Origin of the sequence: Catenuloplanes nepalensis (assembly GCF_030811575.1) — a bacterium.
Taxonomy (GTDB): domain Bacteria; phylum Actinomycetota; class Actinomycetes; order Mycobacteriales; family Micromonosporaceae; genus Catenuloplanes; species Catenuloplanes nepalensis.
Genome location: NZ_JAUSRA010000001.1, coordinates 5,012,779 through 5,031,799 on the forward strand (window position 1 = coordinate 5,012,779; position 19,021 = coordinate 5,031,799).

General features: G+C 71.9%; 19 protein-coding genes. All 19 read right to left on the reverse strand.

Translation table 11 applies throughout. From position 1 onward, the window contains the following. Nucleotides 1-612: a DUF6879 family protein gene (locus J2S43_RS21800; RefSeq protein WP_306832032.1), complete on the reverse strand. Its 612-nt coding sequence runs from the start codon at nucleotides 610-612 to the stop codon at nucleotides 1-3. Continuing rightward, a complete protein-coding gene (locus J2S43_RS21805) occupies nucleotides 605-874 on the reverse strand; it encodes a hypothetical protein (RefSeq protein ID WP_306832034.1) in 270 nt (89 codons plus the stop codon). Before J2S43_RS21805 ends, J2S43_RS21800 begins: the two co-directional genes overlap by 8 nt. A 245-nt stretch (nucleotides 875-1,119) precedes the next feature. Further along, nucleotides 1,120-1,476 carry a hypothetical protein gene (locus J2S43_RS21810; protein ID WP_306832036.1) on the reverse strand — a complete coding sequence of 119 codons (357 nt, stop codon included), beginning with the start codon at nucleotides 1,474-1,476 and terminating at the stop codon, nucleotides 1,120-1,122. Between the two features lie 79 nt (nucleotides 1,477-1,555). Further along, nucleotides 1,556-2,983 (reverse strand): ribosome biogenesis GTPase Der, encoded by a 1,428-nt coding sequence (gene der / locus J2S43_RS21815; RefSeq protein ID WP_306832038.1) that lies wholly within the window; start codon nucleotides 2,981-2,983, stop codon nucleotides 1,556-1,558. Between the two features lie 20 nt (nucleotides 2,984-3,003). Next, nucleotides 3,004-3,666 (reverse strand): (d)CMP kinase, encoded by a 663-nt coding sequence (cmk, locus tag J2S43_RS21820; protein ID WP_306832039.1) that lies wholly within the window; start codon nucleotides 3,664-3,666, stop codon nucleotides 3,004-3,006. Between the two features lie 73 nt (nucleotides 3,667-3,739). Further along, nucleotides 3,740-4,474, reverse strand: a complete 735-nt coding sequence (locus tag J2S43_RS21825; protein WP_306832041.1) for a pseudouridine synthase — start codon at nucleotides 4,472-4,474, stop codon at nucleotides 3,740-3,742. Further along, entirely contained in the window at nucleotides 4,467-5,510 is a 1,044-nt protein-coding gene (gene scpB, locus J2S43_RS21830; RefSeq protein WP_306832043.1) for an SMC-Scp complex subunit ScpB, read from the reverse strand. Before scpB ends, J2S43_RS21825 begins: the two co-directional genes overlap by 8 nt. After that, nucleotides 5,507-6,418: a segregation and condensation protein A gene (locus J2S43_RS21835; protein ID WP_306832045.1), complete on the reverse strand. Its 912-nt coding sequence runs from the start codon at nucleotides 6,416-6,418 to the stop codon at nucleotides 5,507-5,509. The genes scpB and J2S43_RS21835 overlap by 4 nt, the downstream gene beginning before the upstream one ends. 68 nt (nucleotides 6,419-6,486) lie before the next feature. After that, nucleotides 6,487-7,182 carry a zinc metalloprotease gene (locus J2S43_RS21840; protein ID WP_306832048.1) on the reverse strand — a complete coding sequence of 232 codons (696 nt, stop codon included), beginning with the start codon at nucleotides 7,180-7,182 and terminating at the stop codon, nucleotides 6,487-6,489. Nucleotides 7,183-7,188: 6 nt separating this feature from the next. After that, nucleotides 7,189-8,121 carry a ParA family protein gene (locus tag J2S43_RS21845; protein WP_306832050.1) on the reverse strand — a complete coding sequence of 311 codons (933 nt, stop codon included), beginning with the start codon at nucleotides 8,119-8,121 and terminating at the stop codon, nucleotides 7,189-7,191. 183 nt (nucleotides 8,122-8,304) lie between these two features. Next, entirely contained in the window at nucleotides 8,305-8,709 is a 405-nt protein-coding gene (locus tag J2S43_RS21850) for a type II toxin-antitoxin system PemK/MazF family toxin (RefSeq protein WP_306832052.1), read from the reverse strand. Beyond that, on the reverse strand, nucleotides 8,616-8,864 hold the full coding sequence (locus J2S43_RS21855) for a hypothetical protein (RefSeq protein ID WP_306832054.1): 249 nt from the start codon (nucleotides 8,862-8,864) through the stop codon (nucleotides 8,616-8,618). The genes J2S43_RS21850 and J2S43_RS21855 overlap by 94 nt, the downstream gene beginning before the upstream one ends. Before the next feature lie 42 nt (nucleotides 8,865-8,906). After that, nucleotides 8,907-9,839 (reverse strand): site-specific tyrosine recombinase XerD, encoded by a 933-nt coding sequence (gene xerD, locus J2S43_RS21860; protein ID WP_306832056.1) that lies wholly within the window; start codon nucleotides 9,837-9,839, stop codon nucleotides 8,907-8,909. 34 nt (nucleotides 9,840-9,873) lie between these two features. Beyond that, complete coding sequence (ald, locus tag J2S43_RS21865) at nucleotides 9,874-10,989, reverse strand: alanine dehydrogenase (protein WP_306832058.1); 1,116 nt, start codon at nucleotides 10,987-10,989, stop codon at nucleotides 9,874-9,876. 145 nt (nucleotides 10,990-11,134) lie between these two features. After that, complete coding sequence (locus tag J2S43_RS21870) at nucleotides 11,135-11,734, reverse strand: NUDIX domain-containing protein (RefSeq protein WP_306832060.1); 600 nt, start codon at nucleotides 11,732-11,734, stop codon at nucleotides 11,135-11,137. Continuing rightward, nucleotides 11,731-13,494, reverse strand: coding sequence for a CTP synthase (gene pyrG / locus J2S43_RS21875; protein WP_306832061.1), 1,764 nt, complete (start codon nucleotides 13,492-13,494; stop codon nucleotides 11,731-11,733). The genes J2S43_RS21870 and pyrG overlap by 4 nt, the downstream gene beginning before the upstream one ends. A gap of 289 nt (nucleotides 13,495-13,783) precedes the next feature. Continuing rightward, the gene (locus J2S43_RS21880; protein WP_306832062.1) at nucleotides 13,784-16,264 is read right to left on the reverse strand and encodes a hypothetical protein; all 2,481 of its coding nucleotides are present in this window, start codon (nucleotides 16,262-16,264) and stop codon (nucleotides 13,784-13,786) included. After that, nucleotides 16,264-17,391 (reverse strand): glycosyltransferase family 4 protein, encoded by a 1,128-nt coding sequence (locus tag J2S43_RS21885; protein ID WP_306832065.1) that lies wholly within the window; start codon nucleotides 17,389-17,391, stop codon nucleotides 16,264-16,266. The genes J2S43_RS21880 and J2S43_RS21885 overlap by 1 nt, the downstream gene beginning before the upstream one ends. Then, a complete protein-coding gene (gene murJ / locus J2S43_RS21890) occupies nucleotides 17,388-19,019 on the reverse strand; it encodes a murein biosynthesis integral membrane protein MurJ (RefSeq protein WP_306832067.1) in 1,632 nt (543 codons plus the stop codon). Before murJ ends, J2S43_RS21885 begins: the two co-directional genes overlap by 4 nt. Between the last annotated feature and the right edge of the window lie 2 nt (nucleotides 19,020-19,021).

Here is a 19,021-nt window from a genome sequence, read left to right on the forward strand (position 1 = left end):
CTACCGGCGGGTGGGCGGCGGAAGACCGGCCACTTCACGGTCGACGTAGGACACGACGTTCTCACCGGCCGCGTACAAGCTCTGGATGAACTCACGGCAGACGGTGGTGATCTCGGTGCCGACGTGACGGACGGCGCCGCTGAGGACGCCATTGCCATCATAGAGAACCTCGAAGGTGAGGTCGTGTTCGACGGTGACCAGCTCGGGGAGCGGCCGGCCGCTCTCGTGATCCCGGACATGCGCGGCGTCGAGCACACGGATCTCGTCCGAGATGGAACCCATCAGACGCAGCAGTTGCAGTTCCCACTGCAGGTACGGGGTGAGCGGCTCCTCGACCACGCGCACCCGGTACGAGCTGAAACCGGTTTCACGCATGCGCCGACGATCATCTTCGAACTCTCCACGACGCTGCGCGATCAGTTGCAGCGCGAGTCCCCAGTCGCCGCGGTCGAACGCCACCCAGCTGGGATCGTCGGGTTCGGCGAAGGTCTGCTGCCGCTCCAGCTTCCAGAAGCCGAATTGCCGAATGTCCCAGAATCGCTCGCCCACAGCGGCGTTGTACTCGTCCACGCCGAGCCGCTCACCCGGAGAATGATCGAGTGCATCACGCATCCGGAATGTCCACCTTCGACGCAATAAGCATATTTCGTGGAATTATAACCAGCCGTTCGTCCTCGGCGATGCTGACGCCCGCCGGCAGCCGGTGCCGGAACGAGCCGGTCAGGTCTCGGCCGATCACGGCGATGTCACCGTCGTCGAGTTCCCAGATGTCGGGGCAGCCGTTCCGCCCTCCGGTGAGGCCGAGCTCCGCCGCCGACCTGCCGAGTCGCCTCGTCATCGACGACGCCGGACTCGCCTCCCACGCACGCTCCATGACGCCCCCTCGCGAACGCGACTCACATTGGCCGCTTCATCGACGGTAAGTAACGCCCAACATGGAATGCAAGGTAATGCGAAACATTCTCAACGATTCCGGTCGATCCGAAGGTCATGAACTCAACGATTCGTCGCGAACCCGCCACGCGGACCGCCTATCGCCTGATGGTACGCGCCTGATCGATTAGGTGACGACCTATCGATCCGCGATCGGCGAGAGTTCACCCACTCCTCCGGGTGAGCTCACCCGGAGGAGTGGGGGCGTCCGAGGTTGATCCCGCCGTGCACGTCCCGGGCCTGCACCACGGCGCCGCTGACGTTTCCGGTGACGGTGTTGCTCACCGCGCCAGGGGCGGCGGACGACTCCGCAGCCACCGCGTCCCACAGACGCGTCAGCCGCGGCACGAGCTCCGGATCGCGCGCGGTCGCGTCCAGCAGCCCGTTGTAGACGGCGGCGATCCGGTCCTCCAGCAGACCGGACGCGGGCGGCGCACCCACCGCGTCACGCACGACACCGGACAGCACATCGAACGCGGGACCGCTGGAAAGTCCCGTCGCCACCGCCGCAGCCACCGCACTGAGCAGACTCGGATCACTCATGATCGTTCCTCCTCACGCCGGCCGCCGAAACCGGGCCGAGTGCGGTCAGGCGCCCTCGGGGGCGCCTGACCAGCGTGACTCAGCCGTGTGCCTTGCCGCGGCCACCCGGGCCGAGCTGCTTGCGGGGCTTGACCGCGATCTCGATCGGCGAGCCCTCGAAGCCGAACTCCTCGCGCAGCTTGCGCTCCACGAACCGCTGGTAGCCGGCGTCCAGCGGCCCGGTCGTGAACAGCACGAACCGCGGCGGTGAGATGCCCGGCTGGGTGGCGAAGAGGATGCGCGGCGCGCGGCCACCGCGCACCGGGTGCGGCGTGGCCTGGGTGAGCGCGGTCAGCCACTGGTTGAGGTGGCCGGTCGGGACGCGCAGCTCCCAGCTCTGCAGCGCCTTGCGGATCGCCGGGGCGAGCTTGTCGACCGCGCGGCCGGACTTCGCGGAGATGTTCACCCGCACCGCCCAGGGGATGCGGCGCAGCTCGCGCTCGATCTCCTTGTCCAGGTAGTGGCGGCGGTCGTCGTCGACCAGGTCCCACTTGTTGAACGCGATGACCACGGCACGGCCGGACTCGACGACCATGCTCAGGATGCGCTGGTCCTGCTCGCTGATCACCTCGGACGAGTCGAGCAGCACGACCGCGACCTCGGCGGCCTCGAGCGCCGCGTTCGTGCGCAGCGACGCGTAGTATTCCGTGCCGCTGGCCTGGCCGACGCGCTTGCGCAGCCCGGCGGTGTCGACGAACTGCCAGGTCTCGCCGCCCAGCTCGACCAGGCTGTCGACCGGGTCGACCGTGGTGCCGGCGACCGAGTCGACGACCGCGCGCTCCTCCTTGGCCAGCCGGTTGAGCAGGCTGGACTTGCCGACGTTCGGCCGGCCGACCAGCGCGATGCGGCGCGGGCCACGCTCGGCGTCCTCCACCAGGCGCGGCGCGTTCGGCATGGCGTCGAGCAGCGCGTCGAGCAACTCGCCGGAGCCGCGGCCGTGCAGCGCGGAGACCGGGAACGGCTGGCCGAGACCGAGCGACCAGAGGCTGGTCGCCTCGATCTCCAGGTTCTGGTTGTCGACCTTGTTGGCGACCAGGATGACCGGCTTGTGGCTGCGGCGCAGCATCTTGACCGCGGCCTCGTCCATGTTCGTGCTGCCGACGACCGCGTCGACCACGAACAGCACCACGTCGGCGGTGGCGATCGCGGCCTCGGCCTGCGCGGCGATCGCGGCGGCGCGGTCCTTCGCGTCCGGCTCCCAGCCGCCGGTGTCGACCACGGTGAACTGGCGGCCGAGCCACTCCGCGTCGTACGGCACACGGTCGCGGGTCACGCCCGGGGTGTCCTGCACGACCGCCTGGCGGCGGCCGATGATCCGGTTGACCAGCGTCGACTTGCCCACGTTGGGGCGGCCGACGACGGCGACGATCGGGTTGATCACGGCCACGGAACCCGCGGCCACAGAACCCGCGGCCACAGAGCCCTCGGCCGCAGCGGCCGCCTCGAACTCGGCGTCTATCTCTGACATTTCGGAAACCTCAGCTGACGTCATGCGGTCACCCGCGTATCAAGTAGCTCGCGGAGACGTGCCACGGCCTCGTCGATGCCCATCGTGGTGGTGTCCAGCACGACCGCGTCGTCCGCCTGGGTCAGCGGATCCACCGTGCGGCTGGAGTCGATCCTGTCGCGCCGGGCCAGGTCGGCCTGGGTGGCCGCGACGTCCGCCGCGTTCTCCAGGCTGCGGCGCTGCGCGCGCGCCTCCGCGGACGCGGTCAGGTAGACCTTCAGCGACGCGTCCGGCGCCACGACCGTGCCGATGTCCCGGCCCTCGACCACGATCCGGCCGGTGTCCGCGATGATCGCCCGCTGCATCGCGACGAGATGCTGCCGCACCTCCGCGACGGACGCCACGGCGGAGACGGCCGCGGTCACCTCGGGGCCCCGGATCGGCCCGTCCACCGCGACACCATCAACCCGCACAAAAGGCGCAGAAGGGTCGGTGCCGATCTCCAGATCGACGGAGGAGAGCACCGAAGCAGCCTCGGGGAGCGGAATCCCGGCCTGCAGAACCGCCCAGGTCACCGCCCGGTACATCGCGCCCGTGTCCAGGTAGCGCGCACCGAGCGCCGTCGCCAGCCGCCGCGACACGGTGGACTTCCCGGACCCGGACGGCCCGTCGACGGCCACCACACATCGCCCGTTTTCTTCCACCGTTCCTCCACTCGCCATGGCCAGGACAACTGTTCAATGATGCCCGGTGACCCGGCACACGCAGGAGGCGCCCCTAGTCCTCCACGGCCGCGAACAGCGCGGCGATCTCGCCGTTGTTGAGCCGGCGGGTGCGGCCGGAGCGCAGGTCGCCCAGCTTGATCGGGCCGATCGACGTGCGGATCAGCCGGGACACCGGGTGCCCGACCTCGTCCATCAGCCGTCGCACGATGTGCTTGCGGCCCTCGTGCAGCGTGATCTCGATCTGCGCGGTCTTGCCCAGCGTGTCGACCAGCTTGAACGCGTCCGCCTTGGCGGGACCGTCCTCCAGCTCGACGCCGGCCAGCAGCCGCCGGCCGACCGCGCGCGGCAGCGGGCCCGCGACCTCGCACAGGTAGGTCTTGGCCACCCCGTACGACGGGTGGGTGAGCTTGTGCGCGAGCGTGCCGTCGTTGGTGAGCAGCAGCAGGCCCTCGGAGTCCTGGTCCAGCCGCCCCACGTGGTAGACGCGCTGCTCGACCCGGCCGAGGAAGTCGGAGATCGCGGAGCGGCCCTTCTCGTCGGCCATGGTCGAGACCACGCCCTGGGGCTTGTTCATCGCGAGGTAGACCAGCGTCTGGTCGGCGGCGAGTCGCTCGCCGTTGACCATGATCACGGAGGTGGCCGGGTTCGCGCGGTCACCCAGCCGGGCGAGGCGCCCGTCCACGGTGACCTTGCCGCGCGCGATCAGAGTCTCGCAGGCGCGGCGGGACCCGACACCGGCCACGGCCATGACCTTCTGCAGCCGTTCGGCGCCGTCGTTCTCAGGCATCGGTGACGATCTCTTCCACGTTGTCCGGCAGGAACGGCGCGAGCGGGGGAAGCTGCGCGACCGAGTCGATGCCGAGTTTCTCCAGAAACAGGGTGGTGGTCTTGTAGAGGTACGCGCCGGACACGTCCGCGCCGCACTCCTCCACTAGGCCCCGGGTGACAAGCGTACGCATGACGCCGTCACAGTTCACACCGCGGATGGCCGAGACCTGCGACCTGCTGCACGGCTGCTTGTAGGCGACGACCGCGAGCGTCTCCAGCGCGGCCTGCGTCAACCGCGCGGTCTGCCCGTCCAGCACGAACCGTTCGACGTACGCGGCGTACTCCGGACGGGTGTACAGCCGCCAGCCGCCGGCGACCCGGCGCAGGTCGAAGCCGTGCCCCCGATCGGTGTACTCACCCGACAGCAGGTAGAGCATCTGCGTCACCCGCTCGGTGGGCTGCTCCAGCACCTGGGACAGCATCACCTCGGCGACCGGCTCGTCCACGACCAGCAGGATCGCCTCCAGCGCACCCCGCAGCTCCGCGTCGTCGATCAGCGACACCGGATCCGGTTCCGGCTCCGCCGGCTTGGGCTTCGCCCTTCGCCGCTTCGGCGCCGCCTTCTCCCCGCCTGCCGCTTCCGCTTCCGCGGTCCCCGGCTTCGACTTCTGCGTGGGTACGGCGGGGGCGCTGGACGGCTCGGCCGTGACACTTCCGGGGGAGGCGACCTCGGGCTCGACGACCTCGCCGGGAGCCGCGACCGCATCCGTCCCCGCCGCGGCGCTGTCGTCCGTACCCTCGGCGGCGGTGTCGATCTGTTCTTCGGCACCCCCCTCCGGGCCGGCGGTCTCCGGACTGGCCGGCTCCGGCTCACCCCCGGCCGAACTGTCCGTCTCCGGCTCCGAGAAGATCTCCGACTGCGGGACGGTATCGGGCTCAGCGGAGGGCTCAGGCTCCGGGGAGGGCTCCGAGGTCTCGGGCTTCGGGCGTTCCCAGGGCGGGACCCACGCGGCCGCCGCGTCCGCGAGCGACCCGCGATCGTCGTCCGTGGTCACGCCTCGCCCTCCGTTTCCTGTCCGTCGTCCCCGGCCGGTGCGTTCGGGTCGTCCTTCGCCGTGTCCACGTCCGTGGTGCCCTCGTAGTCGTCGACCTCGAGCTCGACGTCGGAGTCGCCGCCGGTCCACTTCACGGTGAGCTCGCCCAGCGACTCCGGCTGCGTGAACTCGACCAGGCCCTCCCGGTAGAGCTCCAGCAGCGCCAGGAAGCGGGCCACCATCTCCAGCGTGTTCTCACAATCCAGGCAGAGCACGTCGAACGTGGCGATCCCGGCGCGGCGCAGCATCTTCTGCACGATGTCCGCGTGCTCGCGCACGTTGACCCGCACCTGGTGGATGTGGTGCACCGCGACGGTCGGCGGGATCTTCGGCGTGAACGCCCTGATCGCTATCTTGAGGATCCGGTCCGGCCCGAAGCCGAAGATCAGGTCGGGCAGCGCCTCCGCGTAGCGCGCCTCCAGGCTGACCGCGCGCGGGTATCGCCGGGAGCCGTCGCGTTCCAGGTCCGCGATGACCGCGGACGCCTCCTTGTACGCCTTGTACTGCAGGAGCCGCGCGAAGAGCAGGTCACGGGCCTCCAGGAGCGCGAGGTCCTCCTCGTTCTCCACCTCGGCCGAGGGCAGCAGCCGGGCCGCCTTCAGGTCCAGCAGCGTGGCCGCGATGATCAGGAACTCGCTGGTCTCGTCCAGGTCCCAGTCGTCGCCCATCGCCCGGATGTACGAGATGAACTCGTCCGTGACCGTGTGCAGCGCGATCTCGGTGACGTCCAGTTTGTGCTTGCCGATCAGCTGGAGCAACAGGTCGAACGGACCCTCAAAGTTGTGCAGCCGGACGCGGAAGCCGCTGGTCGACGTACCCTCAGCGGCCTCTTGATCTTGATTTTGCCCCTGGACCGGCGCGTCCGTCACCGGCGAACCATAGCCGCTCTCACCGTCATCAGACTGTGCGGAATCCGACCCGGTGACGTGGTCGACGCTCACCAGGCCCAGACCCTCAGCAGCGGGGCGCCGATCGGATTGAGCAGCACCCAGCCCAGTCCGCCGAACGGGAAGATCTGGAGCAGGAAGAGCAGCACCACGCCGATGTTCTTCTCGACCAGCCACAGCCTGGCTGTCTGCGCGGACGTGCCGGGCCGCTTCAGGCTGCACCAGAGCAGCCCCCAGCCGTCCAGCGGCGGCAGCGGGATCAGGTCGAACAGCGCGAACGTGAACAGCCCGATCCCGACGGCGGCGGTGATCTCCGCACCGATGCCGGCCGGGTCGGTGCCCAGCGATACCGGCAGGCCGAACTTCACGTTCAGCGGCCCGACCGCGGAGAGCAGCGAGCGGTAGTCCGGGAAGCCGAGCGCGAACCCGAGCAGCACCAGCTGGGACAGCACGAGCACGGAGAGCGGCCCGGCCGCGTAGACGATCGCCTTGCGCCCGCGGCCACGGTAGGAGGGCAGGTCGTCGACCTCGATGCCCCTGCCCCAGCCCATGCCGCCGATCAGGCAGGCGACCACGCCGAACACGTCGAAGTCGTGGCGCGGATCGAACATGATCCGGGTGCGGCGCTGCTCCAGGCCGGTCGCCCGGATCGCCAGCCGGATCGCCATCGCCCGCACCACGACGGCCAGCAGGAACGAGAGCGCGAAGCCGGCGAACGCGACCGGCGTGGCGAGAGCGAAGAGCACCGGCGCCTATCCGCGCTCGGCCTGCGCCGCGATGACCTCACGGGCCAGCTGGCGGTAGTTGCGGGCGCCGGAGGACGCCGGGTCGAGCGACGTGATCGGCGCGCCGGCCACGGTCGACTCCGGGAACTTCACGGTCTTGGTGATCACGGTCTGGTAGACCTTGTCGCCGAACGCCTCCACGACGCGCTGCAGCACCTGGCGGCAGTGCGTGGTGCGGGAGTCGTACATGGTGGCGAGGATGCCCTCCAGCTCGAGGTCGAAGTTGAGCCGCTCGCGCACCTTGTCGATCGTGTCGAGGAGCAGCGCGACGCCGCGGAGGCTGAAGAACTCGCACTCCAGCGGGATCAGGACACCGTGCGCGACGGTGAGGGCGTTTATCGCGAGCAGGCCGAGCGAGGGCTGGCAGTCGATCAGGATGTAGTCGTACTCCTTGCGGACCGTGCGCAGCACCCGGGCCAGCGCCATCTCGCGCGCGACCTCGTTGACCAGCTGGATCTCGGCCGCCGAGAGATCGATGTTGGCCGGCAGCAGGTGCAGACCCGCGACATCGGTCTTGATCACGACGTCCTCCGCCGTGACGTCGCTCTCCATCAGGAGGTTGTAGACCGTGAGGTCGAGATTGTGCGGGTTCACGCCGAGGCCGACGGAGAGCGCGCCCTGCGGGTCGAAGTCGACGACCAGGACCTTCCGCCCATATTCCGCGAGAGCGGCGCCCAGGTTGATCGTGGACGTGGTCTTGCCCACGCCCCCCTTCTGGTTCGCCAGCGCGATGATCCGCGCGGGCCCGTGGCGGTCGGTCGGCATCGGTTCCGGGATCGGCTTACGCATCGTATAGGCCGCGGGATCGGCCGGGCCGAGCTCGGCGCCGATGTCCAGGGAACTCTGCTGCTCTCGGAGGACCGAGGTCCACGCCTCGGCACGGTCACCACTGCCCGCCATGTCCTCTGCGCCCCCTCCCACGACTGCCCGACGCTACACCCTGGTGAGCGTCTCAGCCGACCGGCGCACTCCATGAGATCCACGCCGATTCTCGACTCTACGACACCACCCGCCCACACGCCGCCCACCCCTTCCCGGCGTGTCGCGCTCGGCGACGGTGTATACAGACCGGTTCGCATCAGCTCAAGGCAGGCTCAGGAACTCCCGTACCTGCGCCTCAACCGCCTCCATCGTGGTATGCGAAACAAACCCGCGCCGGTCACGCAGCGCGGTGCGGTCAGCAATCTGCACCACCGCATGAATACGCACCCACGCTCCGGCGAGAGGATCTCCATCGACGAGCGGGACAACAAGATGGTTCGGACCGGGAACATCGCGCACGATCGTCAGAGCCCACACTGCCAGATCGTCCACGTCGTTGTATTCATCATTACTGATAATCAGGACGCGGTACTGCGAGCTGCCTCGCAGCATCGTCCAGACCTCGCCGCGTCTCACCACTCCGCGCCCGCCAATGCCGCGTCGTTGCTCGCCTCGATCAGTGCTGTGTCGTTCTCGACATCGGCAGCCGGACGGCTGCGCTGCCATTCAGCCATAGCCTGAGCTGCAGCGCGCTGCCGCGCGCGCCGCGCGTCGGCCAGCAAAGGACGTACGGCTTCGGTCACGGCGGCGGAGGCGTTCCCGGAATCCCTCAGGAACTCAGCCACATCGTCCGGCACGCTCACGGTCATCTTCACGGTCATACTTTCATCCTACTGATCGATCTCAACCTGGCCAGGCCCCGATCAGGCGAGTGCGCGGGGGTGGGCGGTGGCGTAGATCTCGCGCAATCGGTCCACGGTGACCAGCGTGTATATCTGCGTGGTGGTGACCGAGGCGTGGCCGAGCAGCTCCTGGACGACGCGGACGTCGGCGCCGCCGTCGAGCAGGTGGGTGGCGAACGAGTGGCGCAGCGTGTGCGGGGAGACCGCGCGCGGGCCGTCGACCGGCAGCCCGGCCGTCTCGGCCGCGCGGTGCAGGATCGTCCACGCGCTCTGCCGGGACAGCGGCCCGCCGCGCGCGTTGCAGAAGACCGCGGGCGTGCCACGACCGGCCTGGACCAGCGCCGGCCGGCCCCGCGTGAGGTAGGCGCCGAGCGCGTCCCGCGCGTAACCGCCGATCGGGACGAGCCGGGAGCGGCCGCCCTTGCCGCGCAGCAGCACGGTCGCGTCGTCCAGGTCGACGTCGTCGACCGCGGCGCCGACCGCCTCGGAGATGCGCGCGCCGGTGCCGTAGAGGAACTCGAGCAGCGCCCGGTCGCGCAGCCCGCGCGGCGTGTCCGTGCGCGGCACCGCGAGCAGCCGCTCGACCTCGTCGACCTCCAGCGCCTTCGGCAGCCGGCGCGGCGGCACCGGCGGCTTGACCTCGCGGGACGGGTCGTCGGCCGCGATCCCCTCGCGCACGGCGAAGCGGTGCAGGCCACGGACCGCGGACATGGCGCGCGCGGCGGACGACGCGGACAGCGGCGGGTGCTCGTCGTCGCCGGTCCGCAACCCGCTCAGGTGCCGGGCCAGGTCGTTGGCGGTGACCGCGCCGAGCGTGCCGATCTCGGCGCCGGCCAGGAACTCCAGATAACGATCGAGATCCCGCCGGTACGACACCAGCGTGTTCGCCGAGAGCGCGCGCTCGACCGTCAGGTGGTCGAGGTAGCCGCGCACGGCCCGGTCGGTCGCCAACACGCGCCTGACCCTAGACCAGGGGTGCGACAGAATCTCAGGCGAGCACCTCGGCCAGCGGCCGCACGTCCATGCCGTGCGCCTCCGCGACCGGGCCGTAGGTGACCGTGCCCGCGTGCGTGTTCAGCCCCTTGGCCAGCGACGCGTCCGCGCGCAGCGCGTCCCGCCAGCCCTGGTTCGCCAGCGCCAGCGCGTACGGCAGCGTCACGTTGGTCAGCGCGTACGTGCTGGTGTGCGGCACCGCGCCGGGCATGTTCGCCACGCAGTAGAAGATCGAGTTGTGCACCCGGTAGACCGGGTCCGCGTGCGTGGTCGGCCGCGAGTCCTCGAAGCAGCCGCCCTGGTCGATCGAGATGTCGACCAGCACGCTGCCCGGCTTCATCCGGGAGACCAACTCGTTCGAGATCAGCGTCGGTGCCTTCGCGCCCGGCACCAGCACCGCGCCGATGACCAGGTCCGCGTCGAGCACCGCGCGCTCCACCTCGTACGCGTTGGACGCCACGGTCTGCAGGTGCCCGCGGTAGATCGCGTCCGCGCCGCGCAGCCGGTTGATGTTCATGTCCAGCAGCAGCACCTCGGACTGCAGGCCGAGCGCGATCGCGGCCGCGTTCATGCCGGAGACGCCGGCGCCGATCACCACGGTCTTGGCCGCGTAGACGCCGGAGACGCCGCCGAGCAGCACGCCGCGCCCGCCGCCGGAGCGCATCAGGTGGTACGCACCGACCTGCGGGGCGAGCCGGCCGGCCACCTCGGACATCGGCGCGAGCAGCGGCAGCTGCCGGTCCGGCGTCTCCACCGTCTCGTACGCGATGCCGGTGACCTGCTTATCGATCAGCGCGTCCGTGCACTCCTTGGACGCGGCCAGGTGCAGGTAGGTGAAGAGCACCTGCCCCGCGCGCATCCGGTGGTACTCCTCCGCGATCGGCTCCTTGACCTTGAGCACCAGCTCGGCCGCGCCCCAGACCTCGTCCGCGGACGGCAGGATCGTGGCGCCGGCGGCGGAGTACTCGTCGTCCGTGATGGACGAGCCGGCACCGGCGTCGGCCTCGATGAACACCTGGTGGCCGTGGCGGGTGAACTCGTGCACGCCGGCCGGCGTGATCGCGACCCGGAACTCGTTGTTCTTGACCTCGCGGGGAATGCCGACCTTCACGTCGATGACCCTTTCACGCGCCCGTTTACCGCAGTCTACGAGCGAACGGTGACCCCCGCCCGCCGACGCGAACTTTAGATCATGAAGGTATGACGCGCCACGGCCGACGTTTCCAAGGAAACGTCGGCCGTCGGCATATCTTGTTTCAGGCAGGTGTCGGCGTATCCGTGGCTCGCAGCGGCGCCCAGCCGAGGTCCCGCGCACGCGCCGCGGCCAGCACGCCGACGACCGCGGCCGCGTTCGTGATCTCCCCGGCGAAGACCATGGCGACCGCGTCGGACAGCGGCACCCAGCGCACCTCGATGTCCGCCTCCTCGTCCGTGCGGTCGTTCCGCTCGGCGCCCGGCACCGGCGACAGGTCGCGGGCCAGGAAGATGCGGATCTGCTCGTTGGTCATGCCCGGCGACGTGTGCAGGTCGACCAGCAGGTCGACCCGGCCGGCGCGCAGGTCGGCCTCCTCGGCCAACTCGCGCAGCGCGCCCACGGCGAGGTCCTCGCCCTGCACGTCGCGCAGCCCGGCCGGCAGCTCCCAGAGCCGCCCGCCGACCGCGTGCCGGTACTGGTTGATCAGCACCACGCGCTCTTCGCCGTCCAGCGCGACCACGCCGACCGAGCCGACGTGCCGCAGGTAGTCACGGTCCGCCGCGCCGCCACCGGGCATGGTGACCCGGTCGGTGACGACCGAGAACACCCGCCCGCTGAACCGCTCGGTGCGGCTGACCACCGCGTGCGCGAAGCCGGTCACTTGCCGGCCCCGACCCGGCGCTTGCCCCGCCCCTGCTCCGGCTCCTCCGCACCCGGCACCGCACCCGAATCCGCGGCCGGGTCCGAGACGATCTCCAGCGGCAGCTCGTCCGCCTTGCTGAACCGCACGGACGCGGCCACGAACGCGGCGAACAGCGGGTGCGGCCGGGTCGGCCGGCTCTTCAGCTCCGGGTGCGCCTGGGTGGCCACGAAGAACGGGTGCACCTCGCGGTCGAGCTCGATGAACTCGACCAGCCGCCCGTCCGGCGACGTGCCGGAGAAGCGCAGGCCCGCGGTCTCCAGGCGCGGCCGGTAGTCGTTGTTGACCTCGTACCGGTGGCGGTGCCGCTCGGAGATCTCCGGCGCGCCGTACGCCTCCCGCACGATCGAGCCCTCGGCCAGCGCAGCCGGGTACGCGCCGAGCCGCATGGTGCCGCCCAGGTCGCCCTTGCCGGAGACGATGTCCTGCTGGTCCGCCATGGTGGAGATGACCGGGTGCTTGACGGTCTCCTCGAACTCCAGCGAGTTCGCGCCGTCCAGCCCGGCGAGGTTGCGCGCCACCTCGATGGTCATGCACTGCAGGCCGAGGCAGAGCCCGAGCACCGGGATCCGGTTCTCCCGGGCGAACGTGGCCGTGCCGATCTTGCCCTCGATGCCGCGGACGCCGAAGCCGCCCGGGATCACGATGCCGTCCACGCCGGCGAGCGCGGCCGCGGCACCGGCCGGGGTCTCGCAGGAGTCGCTCGGCACCCACTTGATGTTCGCCTTGACCCGGTGCCCGAACGCGGCCGCGCGGATCGCCTCGGTCACCGACAGGTAGGCGTCCGGCAGGTCCACGTACTTGCCGACCAGCGCGATGGTGATCTCGCCGGACGGCTGGTGCACCCGGCCCAGCAGGTCGTCCCAGGCGCTCCAGTGCACGTCCCGGAAGGACAGGCCCAGCCGGCGCACGACGTAGGCGTCCAGCCCCTCGGCGTGCAGCACCTTCGGGATGTCGTAGATGCTCGGCGCGTCCGGGCAGGCCACCACGGCCTCGCGGTCGACGTCGCAGTAGAGCGACAGCTTGACCTTCAGCTTCTCCGGGATCTCCCGGTCCGAGCGGCAGACCAGCGCGTCCGGCTGGATGCCGATGTTGCGCAGCGCCGCCACCGAGTGCTGGGTCGGCTTGGTCTTCAGCTCGCCGGACGGCGCCAGGTAGGGCACCAGCGAGACGTGCAGGTAGAAGCACCGGTCCCGGCCGATCTCGTGGCGGACCTGGCGGATCGCCTCCAGGAACGGCAGCGACTCCATGTCACCGACCGTGCCGCCGACCTCGGTGATGACGACGTCCGGGACGCGGCCGTCCTCGTCCGGGTCGGCCATCGCGAAGATGCGCTCCTTGATCTCGTTCGTCACGTGCGGGATGACCTGCACGGTGTCGCCGAGATATTCCCCGCGCCGCTCCTTGGCGATCACCGCGGAGTAGACCTGGCCGGTGGTGACGTTCGCCTTCGCGGACAGCGGCCGGTCCAGGAACCGCTCGTAGTGCCCGACGTCGAGGTCCGTCTCCGCGCCGTCCTCGGTCACGAAGACCTCGCCGTGCTGGAACGGGTTCATCGTGCCCGGGTCGACGTTGAGGTAGGGGTCCAGCTTCTGCATCACGACCCGCAGCCCGCGCGCGGTCAGCAGGTTGCCCAGGCTGGCGGCGGTGAGGCCCTTTCCGAGCGAGGAGGCGACGCCCCCCGTGACGAAGATGTGCCTGGTCTGAGTCGAAGGGCTCAAGGCCTGCTCCCGTGGTCGTCTGGCTGCCAATACGAACCGGCGCGACGCCCGTCAAGCCCGATCTCGCCCCGGCTGACCGAAGCGTCAGCGGAAGTTAACGCGGCTGTCGTGATCACGCGATCCACGGGATTCCACGGTAACACCTTCCGCCCGGGGCGCCCCGGCCCGGCCGCCATGATCGCTTCACGTCGATCCGCAGCCCAGGCCACTTCCGCAGGTCAGGGGCCATAAGATCAACACCGCTCGCGGGTACGGCGTGCGCCGCGGCTTTCACCCGCTCGGGTGCTCGTCAACTTCCGTCATCTTTGTTACTCACGGAAGCATCGTCACCCACCGTGACAACACCGTCCCGCCGGGTCTCCACGGTGCCGGCGGAGGTCTCCGCGGTGCCGGCGGAGGTCTCCGCGGTGCCGGCGGAGGTCTCCGCGGTGCCGGCGGAGGTCTCCGCGGTGCCGGCGGAGGTCTCCGCGGTGCCGGCGGAGGTCTCCACGGTGCCGGCGCGGTCGACGACCACCGGATCGGCGCCGTCCCCGGGACTCCCGGCAGGGTCGCCGGGCGGGTCACCACCGGAGTCGCCCCCACCGGTCCCGCCGCTCGTGGACGCGCCGCTCTCGGTGCCGGTCGCGCTGTCGCCCGCCGTACCCTCTGATGGGGTTGATGGTTCTGTCATCGGTGCCACCGGCGGGCGCGTGCGGTCGGCCGCGTGGTCCAGGACGCGCAGCGCGGTGAGCGCGGCCAGCGGGCCCGCCACCGCGGCGGCCGCGCCCGCGATGTGCAGCGCCGACCCGCCCAGCACGCCCGCGGCCAGCGTGGTGACCGCGGTGCCGGCCAGCGCGGCCCGGACCGCCGGTTTTAGCCCGAACAGGCGTTTGAGGCCGCCCCACGGCCGCAGCAGCACGAACCAGACCAGCGCGGCCACGGTCAGCACCAGCAGCGTGAGCGGGCTGACCAGCGCCACCACGTTCGAGCCGGTGGCGCGCTGCACCGCGATGCCGCTGCTGCCGTCCACCAGCGAGGCCAGGATCCGGCCGAGGCTGCCACGCTCCGCCTCCGGCCGGCGCACGTCCAGCAGCGCGAAGCCGATCGTCACCATCAGGCCGGCCGCGGTCGTGGCAGCGATTCGGCCGAAGCCGATCCAGCCGCCGGTGCAGAGCGCGGTCGCCACGCAGACACCGGCGGTCAGCGCGACCGCGCCGACCGCGTGCGCGCCCAGGAACGGGCTGCCGACCACCATCACGGCCGTGCCGCCGAGCAGCACCATGATCAGCGGGCGCAGGTTGCGCATCATCTGGCCGAGCGCGGCGGCCGCGAGCAGGATGCCCGCGGTGAGTACGCCGAGCCCGACCGTGCCGATCCCGGCGTACCGGCCACCGGCCAGCGTGGAGTAGCCGGCGACGCCGTTGAGCTGCAGCGTCGAGCCGGAGAGCACGTCCGAGATCACCACCACGGCAGCGGTCGCGGCCACGGCGCCGAGCGGCCAGAGCGTGGCACGGTAGGGGCGGGCCAGCCGCACCGCGAGCGTGCCGGCCAGCGTCAGTGCGATCGTCACGGCCGCGAACACCAGCGACGGCCGGCCCGAGCGCCACCACGGCACCAGGTCCGCGACCAGCGCGGCCGGCGTGACCAGCGCGGCCGCGATCAGCGCCAGCTCGGCGCCGTCCATCAGCCAGCGCGGCGGCAACGGCGGCCCGGGCGGCCCGCTGTGCGCGTAGGTGCGCCGCAGCAGCGGCACGAGCAGTGCGTAGAGCGCGATCTGCGCGGCGGTCAGGATCGAGAAGAACCATTCGGCGGTACGCCCCTGGGCGCGCGCCTCCCGGTCCGCGTCCGCCGGCCGCGCCATCGCGTCCGCGAGCTCCGCGGGACGGCCGTCCGCCGCCGTGGCCGCGTGCCCGTCGAAGCGCCCGGCCGGCAGCTCCCGGCCGAGCGCGGTCAGCGCGGTCGGCGCCAGGTCGACCAGCGCGAGGTAACCGTCGCGCGCGGTGCTGGCCGAGGTGAGCCAGGACCGGTCCCAGCCGGGCCCGTCCGCGATCGCCACGTGCAGCCGCTGGTCCGCGCCGGTGTCGGAGAGACCCGCGACCAGCACCAGCGACCGGGCCGGGCGGGCCGCGAGCACGCGTCCGAGCACGTCGTCCGCGGCCTCGACCGCGGCCGCGCGGGCCGCGCCGTCACCGGCGACCGTGCCCGCGTCGACGATGCTGAGCACGCACTGGGACAGCACGGTCGCGGCGTCCGTCGGCAGCGTCCCGGCGTATCGGTCCACCCGGCCGAACGGGCGGGCCGCCGCGATGGCCGCGCCCGGGCCGACCGCGGTGGTGCAGCGCACCGACTCGGCCAGTGCACCCGGCACCGCGCCCCACGGCTGGCGGCCGTTGTAGTCGACCGCGACCGGCTGGCGCGGCACGTTCGCGCCGATGCCGTCCGGCTCCTCGACGTCCACGGCGAGCGGCGCGCAGGTCTCCGCGCCGTCCGACTCGTCACCCCAGCCGGCGTAGTTGCCGGCGCCGAGCGTGAGCCAGCCGTCGGCCGGGCAGGTCGGCTCGCTCGCGGACCGGACGGACAGCGCGCCGATCGCGCCGCGCTCGGCGAGCGCCCACAGCGACGGCGTCACCTGCGGGTCGAGGTCGTCCCAGCGCAGGCCGGGCACGCCCACGACCACCACGTAGTCGGCTTCGGTGTCCACGGTCGCGGCGACCGGCCGGACGCTGAGCGCGACCATGCTGCCGATCACCACGGCCAGGACGATCAGCCACGGTGTGAGGCGGCGGAGCATCAGCTGTGGTCCTCGCGGTGTGCCGGCGCCGGAACCAGTTCGGCGTAGACCGCGCGGACCGCCTCGACCGTGTCCGCCTCGGTGGGCCACGCGGCCGCGTGCGTGCGTGCCCGGGTGCCCAGGTCGCGGCGCAGATCCGGGTCGTCGAGCAGGCGGCGTACGGCCGCGTCGACCGCGTCCACGTCACCGGCCGGCACCAGCACGGCCGCGTCGCCGACCAGGCCGGGCAGGCCACCGACCGCGGTCGCGACCAACGGCAGGCCGGCCTGCAGCGCCTCCTGCGCGAACAGCTGCCGGGCCTCCCAGTCGCTGGTGACGACCGCGAGGTCCGCGCCGGCCAGCAGATCGGCCACGTCGGTGCGGTGACCGAGCAGCGTGACCGGCGCGTGCGCGGCGGAGATGCTGGCGGCCAGCGGGAGATAGCTGGGGCCGGTGCCGGCGATCAGCACCACCGGCGTGGGGCGGCGCTCGCGCCAGCGCCCGGCCGCGGCGACCAGCACGTCGTAGCGCTTCTGCGGGTGCAGCCGGCCGACGGAGAGGATCAGCGGCGTGTCCGGCCCGACGCCGAACTCGGCGCGCACGGCGGCGCGGGTGCGGCGGGCCGGGCCGAGCGCGGGCGCGGCGACCGGGCCGAGCCGGGCGTCGCGCGCGCCGACCGCGCGGGCGCGGTCGACCAGATCCTCGGAGGCGCCGAGCGTGATCCGGGCCGCGGCCGCGACCGCGCGCTCCAGCAGCTGGGCGACCCGGCCGCGCAGTCCGCCGGCGAGCATCGCGTTGTGCCAGGTGACCACGAGCGGCTGGCGGGGACGGGCGAGCGTGGCGACGAAACCGGCGCGCAGGCCGTGCGCGTGCACCACGTCGACGTCGGTGGCGGCGAGCGCGGTGCGCAGCGCGCTGACCGCGCGCGCGTCCGACGGCGCCGGGTTGGCCGGGATCTCCACCGGGACGAACCGCGCGCCCAGCTCGGAGAAGTGGAACAGCCGCTCGGTCGCGTCCGGCCCGCAGACCGTGACCGTGATGCCGGCCGCGGTCAGCCCCCGGACCAGCGAGGCCACGTGCTGCCCCACGCCGCCGGTGCTGGACGCGAGCACGAGCGCCACCCCACCGGCCCAGTCGCCTGCGGTCACGTGCGGTCCCCTCCGTCCCGCGCGGCGGGAGTCCGCGCGTCGTTCTCACCGTCCGGCAAGGTACCCGACTCGGGCGCGCCGGGCCGCGCGCCGCCACGCCGGGCGAGTTTCGTGACCTGGTCCCGGTCGAGCACGAGGGCGACACCGAGGAACACCGCGACCCCGACGAACCCGCACAGCATGCCTTGCAACATTGCGAAGCCGGGCGCCGGGGTGGGGTCGGTGAGCGCCGCCAGCGCGTACCCGGCCGTGCCCGCGGTGATCGCACCGAGAAGCCCGGCCGGGAGCGTGCGGGCGAGCCCGGCGAGCGCGTCCGGGCCGGCCGTGCGGCGGACCGCGGCCAGCAGCAGCACGCCGAGCACCAGCATGCCGGCGGTGTGTGCGAGGCCGAGCACGAGCACGCGGTCCTCCGGAGCGGTGGTGTTCGCCAGCGTGAACGCCAGCGCGGCGACGACGGCCCAGCCGACGGCGGTCGCGGCGGCCACGGCGGGCGCGCGGCCCCGGGCGTAGAGCGCGCGGGACAGCAGCGCGAAGAGTCCGTATCCGATCAGTCCGGGCGCGAACGCGACGATGCCCTTCGCCAGTGCGGGATCACCGGCCAGCAGTCCGGCGGCGGGAATCGCCACGGCCACGAGTCCCGCCGCGCCCAGGCAGCTGATCAGCGTGATCTGCCGCGCGGTTCGGGCCAGGAGGTCTGTGTACGCCCGGTCGTCCGCGACCGTCAGGCTCGGGTAGGCCGCGGTCGCCAGCGGTACCGCGAGCACGGCCCAGGGCAGCAGGAACACGGTCTGCGCGAGGTTGAACAGCACCGTGCTGCCGTCCGGGCCGCCGCTCGCCTGACCGATCACGACCAGCAGCGCCAGTTGCTGCGCGCCCACCGTGACCAGCCCGGCCCAGCCGAGCGTGACGATCTGCCGCCGGGAGTCGTCCGGCAGGCTCAGCGTGACCCTGATCGGCAGCCGCAGTCCGATGACGGGGATCAGCAGGCAACCGGAGAGCACCACGACCCCACAGGTCGTGCCCACGGACAACACCGATTCGCCGGTACGGGACACCTCCGCGATGCCCGTCCGCGGCCCCTCGGTGAGCGCGAACGCGGCGTAGACCGCGATCACCGTGATGCTGGACAGCAGCGGCGCGATGACCGGCCAGGCGAAGCGGCGGTGCGCCTGCAGCACGCCGGTGAGCACCACGCCGACGCCGTAGAGCGGCAGCTGCGGCGCGAACACCCGCAGCATGCGCGCGCCGGTCGCCAGCTCGGCCGGTGACGCCTCCGGCATGATCAGCGTGACCAGCGGGCCGGCGGCCAGCGCGACCACGACCGCGACCGGGATCAGCAGCACCAGCACCCAGCCGAGCAGCGCCGAGGTGATCCGGCCGACCCGCTCCCGGTCGCCGTCCTCGACCGGCTTCGCCAGCAGCGGTACGACCAGACTGGCCAGCACGCCGCCGGCGACCAACTCGAAGATGATGTTCGGCAGCGTGTTCGCCGCCAGGTAGGTGTCGCCCAGGTCGGTCGGGCCGACCGTCCAGGCGAACACGGTGGTCCGCGCGAAGCCCGCCACGCGGCTCACCACGGTGAGCACCGCGATCAGTGCGGCGGCTCCGACGACGGTCCGGGACCTCACGC